Origin of the sequence: Nostoc sp. NMS9 (assembly GCF_017114995.1) — a bacterium.
Taxonomy (GTDB): Bacteria; Cyanobacteriota; Cyanobacteriia; order Cyanobacteriales; family Nostocaceae; genus Nostoc.
Genome location: NZ_JABXKL010000052.1, coordinates 1 through 14,154 on the forward strand (window position 1 = coordinate 1; position 14,154 = coordinate 14,154).

3 protein-coding genes are annotated in these 14,154 nt (G+C 41.4%); 1 reads left to right on the forward strand and 2 read right to left on the reverse strand.

All coding sequences use genetic code 11. The features are described 5' to 3' along the window. Window positions 1-518: 518 nt before the first annotated feature. The gene (locus HWQ40_RS16305; RefSeq protein ID WP_292779562.1) at window positions 519-1,007 is read left to right on the forward strand and encodes a hypothetical protein; all 489 of its coding nucleotides are present in this window, start codon (window positions 519-521) and stop codon (window positions 1,005-1,007) included. Window positions 1,008-1,378: 371 nt separating this feature from the next. Here HWQ40_RS16305 and HWQ40_RS16310 read toward each other — a convergent pair whose 3' ends face one another. Both HWQ40_RS16310 and HWQ40_RS16315 read right to left on the reverse strand, forming a co-directional pair. Next, window positions 1,379-3,370 carry an ATP-binding cassette domain-containing protein gene (locus HWQ40_RS16310; protein ID WP_292779563.1) on the reverse strand — a complete coding sequence of 664 codons (1,992 nt, stop codon included), beginning with the start codon at window positions 3,368-3,370 and terminating at the stop codon, window positions 1,379-1,381. A 165-nt stretch (window positions 3,371-3,535) separates the two neighbouring features. Then, window positions 3,536-14,050: a non-ribosomal peptide synthetase gene (locus HWQ40_RS16315; RefSeq protein ID WP_292779564.1), complete on the reverse strand. Its 10,515-nt coding sequence runs from the start codon at window positions 14,048-14,050 to the stop codon at window positions 3,536-3,538. Window positions 14,051-14,154 lie beyond the last annotated feature (104 nt).

Below are 14,154 nucleotides of genomic sequence, written 5' to 3' on the forward strand. Positions count from 1 at the left end.
ATACTTTTAACTGCTTATTTTCCCTAACTCATAAAAAAATGGGCGAACCGGGAGTAATCAATATCAAACTATAGCAATTTTATTTCATTATTGAACAAGTAGGGGTGGGTTCGCTGAGATTATCATTAGCACTCTTCCATCACTCTAAGCAGATAAAAATAAGAAATCTTCATAATTTGAGATGTCTGGGATAGCATCTCGCATTCGATTCATCAATGCAATAATGTGACAAATCCAATTGATAAATGAATGAGAAGCAGCCATGAAGCATATATTAAGTTAATATCAAATATTTATGAGCCGTCTTAACTGTCTTAACTTTCCTTGCATCTTGAATAGCGATCGCTAGATGATACAAACACGGTCTTTAAAAAAACTAATAGTCAATTAGTAGACCAATCAGAGATATATCTTGATGAAAAAGCTAATTAACCAAATCATTTCTAGTTAAGTTGGAGGTTAACATCATGATGCTAAGTGGACTTCTTCCGCCGATCGGTTTGGAGATCCCGTGTAGTATGTACGCGGTCAATGTGCCCCTGAAAGTGGACGTCCTGGGGATCATTACGCTGGACTTCAAGGGAGGGATCAAGGTGCGAGTAGAGCAGAACCTCGGAGCAGGTCTCGGCGGCGTCAAGCTAAAGGTGATCGGCTTCGAGGTCTCGGCTGATAGTCCTGTGCTGGGCAAGGTTGTCCTCACTCAGTCCGATACCGACGTGACGCCGCTCAGCCTGCTCGAAGTCATCGGGAATCTCCCGCCGACCTTCCGGCAGACGATATTTCTGGATTTCAAGGTGACAATCGAGAAGCCGCCGGGCGGCGGTCCGCCCTTGGTGCTGTCGAACACTAAGACGGCCAAGCTGCTCAACGACAACCTCGCGCAGTTTCCGCCGCAGGGTAACGTTTACCATCTGCAAGAACCCGTCGACCTCGCGCCTGTTGGCGCGCCGAACCAGGTTGTCGCCCAGCTCCTCCAGTTCCCCGTTACGATATCGCACAACCCGTAAAATCACCAAGGCATAATAATAATCATTGTTAGAGAGGGAAGGAGAAGCAGCCCTCGGCTGCTTCTCCTTCTCCATTTTCGTAGTAAATTCAATTGGGAGGGACAATTTTGAATATTCGGATTGCCGATAGAATTAACTGATTCAGTCAAAAAAGGGAATAGATACAGCCAGTGCAGTTTTCCAATTGCGTCAAATTTATTAATTACCCGAAACAGATACGCAGCCAGAAGTTTAAATTAGATAATTTAGATTTATTAAGAGTACGATCGCCTGCTAATTTCTTTCGGAGTTATATCTAGGGTCAATTCAAAATCCAAGTTGTGTTGAAAGCGCACTAAAGGTGCGACCTAAAATCTAAAATTGTCTAACCGCTAAACTCTCAGCCATTTCAACACACTTGGGTTTTTGTCATAGCGGTACGTCAAGCCGTCCCTAGTAGTGATAGAATCTCCTTTGCTTGCCTTACTTCTGATAGTGCTAATGGAATAGTTAGTTAATTCACTTATTACCTTATGAGAAAGCCCTTCACTTGTGATTGTTTCCGTCAATATTTGTGATTGACTTTGCGACTCATTATTAGGCGTGCTTTGAATATTTATTGTTTGTTGATTTCGATAATCTTGCACAGTCATAAGTTGCCAACTAGAATCTTGTGAAAGTTCCAGAACCCAATGGTGATAATTAAATAAACTTTCTCGATGTCCAACACTAATAAACGTCGTTTTCGTCTCTTGTAACTGTTGATATAAATTTCCTTCATTTTTCAAATCTAAGGCACTTGTTGCTTCATCTAATATAGTGAACCTTGGATTAGTCACTAACAGGCGTGCGAAAGCCAGGCGTTGTTGTTCTCCCAAGGACAATATATTCTCCCAAGGAACTTCAGTATCAAAACCATCAACTCGACTTAGCAAGTTTTGCAGGTTAACTTGTTGCAAAACTTCTTTGAGTTCTGCGTCGGTCAATTGACGATTAGTTTTAGGATAAAGCAACTGTTCACGCAAAGTTCCCAGAATTATATAAGGACGTTGGGGTAAAAATAAGACTTCTTTTAGGGGAGGACGCACCAAACGACCAGTTCCTGCATTCCACAAACCAGCGATCGCTCTCAACATAGAACTTTTACCTCGACCACTTGGCCCAACAATCAATAAACCTTCTCCTGGTTGAACAGCTAGTGACAAGTTTTCGACGATTACCTGTTCATAGTTTGGCGTTTGTAAAGTGACGTTCTCAAAAGCAAAATAATTCTCTTCTATTGTTTTAATAGTACCGACGTTTTCAGGTTGTTTTGCCACTGCTTCTAAAGCATCTGAAAAATCAGATAAACGCTGAACGTAACTAGAAAATCGTCCAGAAACGCCAAATTCAGCTATTAATTCTTCCAAAGCACCAGCAAAGAAATAGCAAGCTGTAGTAGCTTGTCCAATTTGTCCGAAATCAATTTCACCTCTAATAAATAAAGGCGCGAGTACTAAGAGCGTGAGAAATTCGATAGTACCTCGATATCCTCTATTAAAAATTGCCTGATTTCTTTCCCAATTAATCTTTTCTTTAATATTTTTTATGAGGATAGTAAATCTGCGTTGAATTATATTCAGTTCTTGTTTTTCTCCTTGAAAAAAAGCTATTGACTCAGCGTGATTGCGGACATGAGTTAGACAATAACTATAATCAGCTTTAGATTCAAGTTCTGCTTGATTAATCTTAATTAATTCTCGATTTAAGGAAACAGCAATAAAGTTGCCTATAATTGTATAGATAAGCAGAGCAACAGCTATCTGTTGGGAAATTGACCAGACAACTATTAAAAAAGTTACCATTTCCAGTGCTTTTTCTAGTAAAGTAGCTGAAAAACTGAGGGCACTACTGGTTATTGGTTCAATTTCTTGAGATAAACGTTGATCTGGGTTATCAATATCAGCTTTAAAATTGATTTTATAATAAGCACGATTGTTCAAATATTTATTTAAAATATGATTGTCGAGCCATTGATACCAATCAAGAGAAATTTGTTTTCTAATAAATTTAGTAAATCCTACTAAAAGCGTTATCAAGACAAGTCCAACAGCATAAAATGATATAGTATAAGTAAATTTAGAATAATCTTTTTCTTGAATGATGACATCGATTAAATAGCGATGAATGAAACTATTATAAGTAGTTGCAGCGACAAGGGAGAATATTAGCAATATTAGAAGAATAAGCATTCCCCAGGCGCGAATAACGTCTGAAAAGGCTCTTTCCCCTGGCTTTGTTGGATACCAGTAAGGGCCGGCGATCGCTCTTATATCTTGCCAAAATTGAATAAAATCTGAAAAAGCATTTGTTGAGGGTTTAGCTTGAACAACTTGAGTTTGCATATTTTTGAAATTAAATTAAAAGCTTTTACAACTAGATTTACTACTATTTTTTCCACACCTGGGATTTAATTTGGTTAAAACTAGCAATCATAATAGAATTCATTACATTTAAAGGGTGTTTACTGACAACGTAGAGACATCAATTTAGCGTCTCTACATAGTTTTTTAGCAAATGCCTATTGATTGGTTTCTTGCTTGTTCAAGAAAATTTTCGAGTTTTTGAACTAGGGTCTGGACATGAGGTGGTGACACCATGTTTAGATGATTACCAGGAACTACAACCGTTTCTATATGTTCCACCAGTTCTTTCCAGTAATATTCAAAGTCGGTATCAGTCTCACTGGCTTTAAATAGAACAATTGAGCCTGAGTAATATTGACCTTTGTATTTTTGTACGGCTTGACCGTTGATCTGGGAAATTTTTAGAAGATGGGGAGCTTGATCAAAGTCAAAACCTTCTATAACTACATTTTTCTGTTTAGCTTGTTCCTTGACATAAATTATCTGTTCCTCTGGCTCTAATTGCCGCACTTCCTCTAAACAGAGGTCTAAACGATCTTTGAATAACTCTACTAATAGAAAAGCATTGTCTATTAGTCCTTTATAACTTAGACAAGGAGGATTAGTATCTATTAGAGCCAACAGAGCTATTTGTTCACCTTGATGGGAAAGTTGTTGAGCCATCTCTAAAGCTACCAAGCCACCAAAAGACCAGCCAGAGAGAAAATAAGGGCCATGAGGTTGAACCGTTTGTAACTCTTGGATATAGTGAGTTGCCATTTGTTCAACGCTAGTATGAGGTTGATTTTCGGGATTTAAGCCAACAGATTGTAATCCATAAAATGGTCGTTCTGAACTCAAATAATAAGCAATATGGTGATAGCAAATAACATTTCCCCCACCAGGGTGAACACAGAACAGTGGTGGTTGGCTGCCATTAGTTTTGATAGGAACTAGAGCAGACCAAGGTAAAGGATCTGTTGAGGAACTCAAGAAATTTGCTAGTTGTTCGATAGTGGGATATTGGAACAAAATAGCTAAAGGTAAATTTATCTGGAAATGTTTTTGAATCTGTGTCATGAGACGAACAGCTAGAAGAGAATGACCTCCAAGTTCAAAAAAGTTATCTTGGATGCTGACAGGATGAATGCCCAGAATGTCTTCCCAAATTTGTAGCAGTTGAAATTCCCAAAGATTTCGGGGTGCGTCAAAGCCTTTTTGGAGTTCCTTTTGAACAAATTTGTGAGGCGGTCTAACTTGCGGAATTTGCTCTGCTGAAATCCTTTCTATCAGTGTTTCAAGGTACTGCTCTGGAAGGTCAACAATGCTGTTCAACAAAGCCTGAAAATTTTCCAGAATCAGGGCTATAGCCGGATTGTCATAACGGTATCGGTTGTAGATGATGCGAAACTCTAACTCTGAACTTGGGCTAACTAGAATGGTGAGGGCATATTTCGTTTGCGCCCCTATAGAACGAGCCTGAGATTGATTCTTGTCATGGTTCGCAACCTGTTTTACTGATGAATCGACTGGATGGTTTTGGAAAACCAGAAGACTCTCGTAGAGGGGTAATGATCCGGGTACTTCACTCCATTCGTGAATTTGTCCTTCAGAGCAGTATTCATAATCGCTTTGCATGAAGCTTTGATCCTGGATATCTCTAAGCCAAGACCAAAGTGATGCTTGGGGAGAAACCTGGAGCCGCATCGGTAAGGTATTAATGAATAGACCTAACATGGATTCAGCCCCTACCAATTCTGAGGGACGACCAGAGACAGTCGCGCCGAATACCACATCCTCCAGACCGCTATAGCGACTCAAGAGCAAAGCCCAAACACCATGAACTAGAATATTTAAGGTCAAGTGATGTTGCCGCACCAAAGACTGTAAAGCTGCTGTTGCCGAAGCTGTCAAGCGGCTTTTTTGTTCACCATAGCGCTCTTCCTGGGCAGAAAAATTAACAGGTTCAGCTTCTATTCCTAATGGAGTTGGACTTTTGAAACCTTGAAGTTTGCCCCGCCAGAATGCCTCTGCCTGTGACAAATCCTGCTGTTTTAGCCAAACGATATAATCTCTGTAGGAATAGCTGGGTTCCAGTGATAAATCTTGACCTCTGCTGAATGCCTCGTAGAATGCGAAAACCTCCTTGAAAATGAGAGGCACACACCAGCCATCTGTAAGAATGTGATGAGAAGTCCAGACGAATTGATAGGCATTCGAGCTTACTTGGAAAAGCGCCAAACGCATTAGCGGTGGTTCAGTCATCTCGAAACCACGCAGCCGGTCTGCACTGAGATAGGTTTCTAATTTTTCTTGCTGCTGGGACAGAGAAAGTCCGCGCCAATCTTGCTGCTCCAGTGAAATTTCCACTCCCTTCAGTACAACTTGAAGTGGCTCATCTTGATCTTCCCAAATAAAGGCTGTTCTGAAGATCGAGTGGCGATCGACGACACGCTGCCAAGCTTTTTCAAAAGCTAAAGAGTCTAGTTCTTCTTGCAAGTTTAAAATGCACTGCTCAAGATGTATCCCGGACTCAGAAGCAGATAGAGTCTCGAAAAGCATTCCCTGTTGTGAAGGAGAAAGTGGATAAATTGATTCAATGTTTTTAGTTTTGAACCGAGTTAATAACTCATCCAGTTGTAATTGATTTAACTGTGCATCTGGAAAATCACTCGGTGTATATCCTCTATTCTCTGCTAACTGACAATGTTCTATTATTGACCTGATTGATTGAATATAGCTCTGTGCCAATTTCTCCACTGTGGCACGAGTATAAACATGACTATTGTAAGTCCAATCAATTAGTAATTTACCTTCTACTACCAGAGCATTAATATCCAATAGATGCTCACGAGTTTGTTTTAAACTTTGGCTAGCACCAGTAGATTCAGGCGCAAATTTCCAACCAGTTTCTGATTGTACTTGGTCAAATTGTCCCAGGTAGTTAAAACTAATTTCTGAAGCAGGAATTGTCTTTATTTGTTCATTAACAGTCGGATTTTTACACAAGTAACGCAATATACCGTAGCCTATCCCACGATTAGGAATTGCTCGTAATTGTTCTTTAATTGATTTGATTATTTCTCCTCGTTGGTTTAATGAAGATAATTGCAATAATACGGGAAACAAACTGGTAAACCAACCTACCGTCCGTGAGAAGTCTACATCTGAAAATAGTTCTTCTCTGCCATGTCCCTCTAAGTCAATTAGTACTGTTGAATTTCCCGTCCACTCTGCTATTGAAAGTACTAATGTACTTAGCAGTATATCGTTAATTTGTGTGTTGTAAGCTTCGTTTACTGACAACAGCAGAGTTTGGGTTTCTTCTTGACTTAATTTCACTGACACACAAGCAGCACTACCTACTGTATTTTCTTGTTGAATGTCAGTATAATCTGATGGTAGTGGTGTTATCTTAGACCAAGCTTGGTTCAGCCAATAGTCTAACTCAAGTTTTATAATTTCTGACTGTGCATAATTGTTTAATTTTTCTGACCAATCAATAAATGCTGTTGTTTTCGCACTTAGCTTTGGAGGTTCCTGAGTAATTAGTTGTTGATAAATTCTTTGTAGGTCTGATAATAAAATTCGCCAACTTACACCATCTACTGCTAGGTGATGAATAATAATTAGTAACCTAGCATCACTTTCATTACCCAAGTTAAACATCACCACTTGCATTATCGGCCCTATTGACAAGTTTAAACTTGCTTGATACTCTGCGGCGATTTTTTCTAGAGCTAGCAGCTGTTCACGTTTGGGCATTGATGATAAATCTACTACGGCAAATGGTATCCTGTCATCTAACCCTTGGTTTATTTGTTTGTATTCAGCTGCAACCGATATGAATTTTAGACGCAAAGCATCGTGATGCTCTAGTAATTTTTTCAGGGCTATTTCAATTAATTCACTTTGCAGATTATTTGGAATCTGCAATAAAACTGATTGATTATAATGGTGGGCTTCTGGGCGATTTTGTGTAAAGAACCTTTGTTGAATGGGTGTTAGGGATGCAACTCCAGTCACTATACCTTGTTTAGACTCAACACTCACTGTTGTATTGGCAACCGTGGCAAGTTCGGCGATGGTTTGGTTTTGGAATATTTGTTTGGGAGTGATTTGTAATCCTGAGTTTTTGGCACGAGAAACTATTTGAATACTCAGGATGGAGTCGCCACCAATTTCAAAGAAGTTGTCGTGGATGCTGACTTTTTCTTTGAGCAGCAGTTGTTGCCAGATATTGGTTAAAATTTGTTCTATGGCTGTACGTGGTGCTACGTATTCATGTTCCCGGCTAATTTCCCCATCAGGTGTTGGTAATGCTTTGCGGTCTAGTTTGCCGCCGTTGGGTGTTAACGGTAGGTTGTCTAAGGTGACAAAGCCACTGGGAATCATGTATTCTGGTAGCTGTTGCTTGAGGAATTGACGCAGTTGGTTGGTGGTGAGCGATTCATCACTCTTGACTACATAAGCAACTAAGCGTTTGTTACCTGGAATATCCTCTGTTACAATAGCTACGGCTTGTTGGATTTGGGGGTGGGTATTGAGGGCTGCTTCGATTTCTCCAAGTTCGATGCGGAAACCGCGAATCTTCACTTGGTTATCGATGCGACCAAGGTATTCGATGTTACCATCAGCCAGGTAACGTGCCAAGTCTCCTGTTTTGTAAAGGCGTTCTGTGGCATCAGAAAAGGGATTTGGGATAAATTTTTCTTGGGTGAGTTCTGGGCGGTTGAGGTAGCCTTTTGCCAAGCACACACCACCAATGTACAATTCTCCTGGCACACCAATGGGAACAGGCTGTAAATACCTGTCTAGAATATATACAGTCCTGTTAGGCAGAGGACGACCAATAGGCATTTTTTTCAGATTGATGTCTTCACTCAACTGGGGAAGAATTTCAAACAGGGTTGCAGTGATGGTTGTCTCTGTGGGGCCATAGGCGTTGACCAGACGAACACGAGACATTGCGCTTTGTTGCCAAATCGCAACATATTCGGGCAACATTACATCTCCACCAACAATCACAAGTCTCAGTTGGCTGTTGGTATCTAACACTTGTGTTTTGGCCCACTCTTGAGCCAATTGTTGCCAGTAGGCTGTTGGGAGATTAACGACAGTCAGTCCAAAATCCGAAATTATTTTTTGGAAGTTTGTCGGAGTCCATACATCTGAGCCTCGGAGTACCAAGGTAGCGCCAGCTATTAGTGTCGGAAATATCTGTTCTAATGAGGCATCGAAGTTGATTGAGGCAAACTGGAGTACACGATCGCTCTTTCCAAGTGCGTAAGCTTGTTGAATAATACAACAGTGGTTGGCGATCGCGCCATGTGGTATCATCACCCCTTTGGGTCTGCCTGTAGAACCAGAGGTGTAAATCACATAAGCCAAGTTACTATATTGCACATCGGCGATACCTACGGTAAGCTGCGCTAACGCATTATCCTGACTTGACTGAGAAATAAATTGCCAGTCAGTATCTAAACATACAATCTGCGCTTGATGTTGAGGTAACTTTTCAAGGAGTTGCTGTTGTGTCAGCAGCACTGGAACTTGAGCATCTTCCAGCATAAAGCTCAAACGTTCTTGAGGATAATCTGGATCAAGTGGCAGATATGCTCCACCCACCTTGAGAATTCCTAATAATCCTACGACCATTGAGAGCGATCGCTCTACACACAACCCTACCAGCACATCTGGTTTTACACCCAAAGACTGCAAGTAATGTGCTAACTGGTTAGCGCGACAATTCAACTGTCGATAAGTCAGTTGTTGATCTTCAAAAACGACTGCTACAGCATCCGGGGTGCGCTGAACTTGCTCCTCAAACAACTGATGGATAAATTTATCAGAGGAATAGTCTACTTGAGTGTTGTTCCACTCAACAAGTAACTGTTGTTGTTCAGATGCTGTCAACAGGGGTACTTGTGAAATTTTCTGCTGCGGGTTAGTAATAATACTTTCCAGCAATGTGACAAAATGACCAGTCATTCGCTCGATAGTGCTGGTATCAAACAAGTCAGTGTTGTACTCCCACACACCCACCAACCCAGTACCTGTACTGAGCGTAGCCGAAGTAGTAGTGTTCTGCATTAGCAAGGTAAGATCAAATTTTGCCGTTGTGGCTTCTGTCATCAATGGAGTAACAGTTAACCCAGTCAGTTCTAATGCAGACATGGGCGCATTTTGCAGAACAAACATTACCTGGAACAGTGGGGTATGGCTGAGATCCCGTTCTGGCTGCAATGCTTCCACAAGCATTTCAAAAGGCAAGTCCTGATGAGCGTAAGCTCCTAAAGCTACTTCTCGAACACGACTCAGTAATTCGCTAAAACTGGGATTACCTGCCAAGTTAGTACGCATGACTAAGGTATTGACAAAAAAGCCAATTAACCCCTCAATTTCATTACGATTACGGTTAGCAATGGGAGAACCAACCAAAATATCTTCTTGTCCTGTGTAGCGATAAAGTAGAGTATCATAAGCTGCCAACAGCGTCATGAACAAGGTAACTCCTTGCTCCTGGCTCAATTTTACCAATCTATCAGTTAACTCAATTGATAGTGCAAACTGTTGATATGCGCCAGCAAAAGTCTGTACAGCAGGTCTGGTTCGGTCTGTGGGTAACGACAACAAAGCTGGTGCGTTTGCTAGTTGCTGTTGCCAGTAAATCAATTGGCTTTGCAGTACATCTCCTTGCAACCAGTCTCTTTGCCAAATTGCGAAATCTGCGTACTGAATCGGCAGTGGCGCTAACAATGGGAATTGACTTTGAGAATAAGCATTGTACAGGGTTGCTAGTTCTTGGATAAGTACATTTATTGACCAAGCATCAGACACAACATGGTGCATACACACTAAAAAGACGTGTTCTGTCTGAGACAGCACTAGCAATGTCGCTCTGAGCAATGGTTCACTGGCCAAGTCAAACGCTTCAATAGCTTGTTGTTGCGCTAATTGCTCTAAAGCACTTCCTTGTTCGGTTGTCGATAAATACTTCAAGTCAACAATTGATATAGTCCCCTGTTCCCTCTTCCCTGTTCCCTCTTCCCTAATAATTTGCGTTGGTTGTCCATCAACAGTGACGAAATTAGTGCGTAACGCTTCGTGGCGATAAATAATTTCTTGTAAGCTTTGCTCTAAGGCTGCAACATTAAGAGTTCCTACTAGACGTAAAGTCACAGGAATGTTATACGAGGGGCTGTTCGGCTCAAACTGATCTAAAAACCACAAACGCTGTTGAGCAAATGAAAGTGGTAAGTCTGTATTCTTGGCTCTTGGTAGAATGGGTGGTGCAGACAGTTCTAAGTTCTGTTGCTGTAACTGCTCAATTGCTTGTGCCAATTCAACTAGTGTTGCTGTGGCAAACAACTCACGCAATGGTAGTTCCACTTTTAAAATGTTGCGGATTCGTGAAACTAGTTGCGTTGCTAGTAGGGAGTGTCCCCCTAATTCAAAGAAGTTGTCATAAATCCCTACTGGTTCTACTTTCAGCACTTGCGCCCAAATTTGTGCCAACAGTTCTTCAATCTGAGTACGTGGGGCTACATATTTACCTGTGATTTCGCTGTATAAATCTGGTTCCGGCAAAGCACGGCGGTCTACCTTACCGCTAGGAGTTAGTGGCAAGGACTCCAAAATGACAAAAACATTCGGTACCATGTACTCTGGCAGCTTTTCTTTGAGGAATTGCCGCAGTTCGCTAATTGTGGGTGTACAGTCCTGATGTGCTACTACGTAAGCGACTAGACGTTTATCACCGGGAGTGTCTTCGCGGGGGATGATACAACATCCTTCCACATCTTCATGCTGGCTTAGTACTGCTTCAACTTCTCCCAACTCAATGCGGAAACCACGTATTTTTACTTGGTTGTCTATGCGTCCTAAGTATTCGATATTGCCATCTGGTAAATGGCGTACTAAATCCCCAGTTTTATATAATTTACTCTCTCCTAGCTTCTCAAACGGATTGGAGATAAATTTTTCTTGTGTTAACTCTGGACGGTTGAGGTAGCCTCGTGCCAAACAGACACCACCAATGTATAACTCTCCTGGCACACCAATAGGTACAGGCTGTAAATATTTATCTAAAATATGAATTTGTGTATTGGCAATTGGCTGTCCGATCGGAGGAAGTAACGGCCAAGTGTCCACTGAATTAGTCAGTGTAAAAGTAGTGACTACATGGGTTTCCGATGGCCCATAATGATTGTGCAAAGTACAATCATTTAATTTGCTGAACAGTTGAGATATAGCCGGAGTAATCTGCAACTGCTCCCCAGCAGTAATAATTTCCCTCAAATGGCTATTAACTAATTCACTATCAACAGCGACTTCAGCTAGTTGCTGTAAGACAACAAAGGGAACAAACAGTCTCTCAACAGTTTTTTCTTCGAGGAAACCTAACAAAGCTACTGGATCTCGGCGTAGTTCCTCTGTAATTAAGAACAATGTGCCTCCCGAAAACCAGGTAGTGAATATTTCTTGGAAGGAGACATCAAAGCTAATAGGGGCAAATTGTAGGGTTTTTGCTCCAGTATAAATTGTATTATTTTGAAGTTGCCACAGAATCAGATTGCAAAGAGCAAGCTGATTAAGGGCTACGCCTTTAGGTTGACCTGTAGAACCAGAGGTATAAATTACATAAGCTAAGTTATTAACTTGTACGCTAGAGATAAGATTTTCCTGACTGAATTGAGAAAACAGTCCAGCGTCAGTATCTAAGCAAACAATTTTTGCTTGATGCTGAGGTAGTCTGTCAACGAGTGACTGCTGGGTGAGCAATACTGAAACTTGAGCATCTTCTAACATGAAAGCCAAACGCTCTTGAGGATAGTTTGGATCAAGTGGCACATAAGCCCCGCCTGCCTTAAGAATCCCTAATAGTCCTACGACCATTTCTAAGGAACGCTCAACACATAACCCAACTAGCACATCGGCTTTCACTCCTAAAGACTTTAGATAATGGGCTAACTGGTTAGCACGACAGTTCAATTTATAGTAGGTCAGTTGTTGATTGCCAAACTCCACCGCCACTGCATCGGGTGTACTCAAACACTGCTCCTCAAACAACTGATGGATAGATTTATCACGGGGATAATCTACTTGAGTATTGTTCCACTTTACTAACAACTGCTGTTGTTCAACTTGTGTCAGCACGGGCAATTGGGAAATTTGCTGCTGTGGGTTGGCAATAACACCTTCTAGCAAGGTCACAAAATGACCTGCCATCCGCTCTATCGTGCCAGAGTCAAACAAGTTTGTATTATATTGCCACGCAGCTATCAGCCCAGAGGTAGTATTTTTAATGAATAAAGTTAAATCAAACTTGGCAGTTGTCCTTTCTGTACCGAATGAACTGACAGTTAGTCCAGGCAGTTCTACCTCAGATGTGGGCGCATTTTCGAGGACAAACATCACTTGAAACAGTGGTGTATGGCTGAGGTCTCGTTGTGGCTGCAATGCTTTTACCAATTCCTCAAAGGGGAGGTCTGGATGAGTGTAAGCTTGCAGCATCACCTGCCGCACTCGACTGAGCAACTGCTGAAAACTGGGGTTGCCTGACAAATCGGTACGTAGTGCTAAAGTATTGACAAAAAAGCCAATTAACCCTTCAAGTTCCAAGCGATCGCGTTTAGCAAGAGGCGTACCCACTACAATATCATCCGAGCCTGTATAGCGATAAAGCAAGGTAACAAATGCCGCGAACAGCGTCATGAACAGTGTAGCTCCTTCTTGCCTACTGAAATTGGCGATCGCTTCAGTCAGTTCCTCTGAAAATTCGACACTTTGGATTGCGCCTTGGAAAGTTTGAATGGCTGGTCTTGGTCTGTCTGTGGGTAATTCTAGTAAGGTAGGAGCGTTTTTGAGTAGTTGCTTCCAATAATCCAGCTGCGTTTGTAGTACTTCTGTTTGCAACCATTGCCGTTGCCAAATAGCAAAGTCGGCATACTGAATTGGTAGCTCTGGTAGCTCTGGTGGCAAGTTATTGCAGAGTGCTGAGTAAATGGTTGCTAACTCTTGCATCAATACGCCCATTGACCAAGCATCGAAAACAATGTGGTGAAATGTTAGTAACAAGACGTGTTCTAAGTCTGTGAGTTTAAGCACAGAAGCTCGGATTAAACCAGAGTTAGTAAGGTCAAAGGGTCGAATAGCTTCTGCCGTAGCTAATTGCTGGCAAGCGATTTCTCTTTCACTTTCAAGTAGCTCTGTTAGGTCTACTACTGACAAATTTAAGGTTAAGCTTTCAGCAATTACCTGAACTGGCTGTTCCTTGAAGGTGTGGAAATTGGTACGTAAGGCTTCGTGGCGAGAGATAATTTTGTTGAGGCTTTGCTCTAGTGCCACGACGTTCAACTTACCATGAAGTTTTAAAGCTACTTGTTCGTTGTAGAAGGGGTTATCTGGTTCCAACTGGTTTAATAACCAGAGTCGTTCTTGAGCAAAAGACAGAGGTAAGTTCTGAGGACGCTTGGCTTTAATCAGGGGTAAATCTGTACTGTTGTCTGCATTTTCCTGGTGCAGCAACAAGATAAGTTCTGTTTTATGCTTAGTTAATAAGTCACGAGTTTCTGGTGTCAATACTCCCTCTGGAGCATCAACGCACAAGCGATTGCCTTCAACCCACAACTCCACATCCTGATGAGAGAGTTCTACTACAAATTGCTTGAGATTCATAGAATCATATCCTTCATATTATCAACTAATTCAGCAGAATGTGTAAGCTAATCACAACTTATTTTGTAAGGTTCGATATTTGTAGAGAAACTTTTATACGTTGC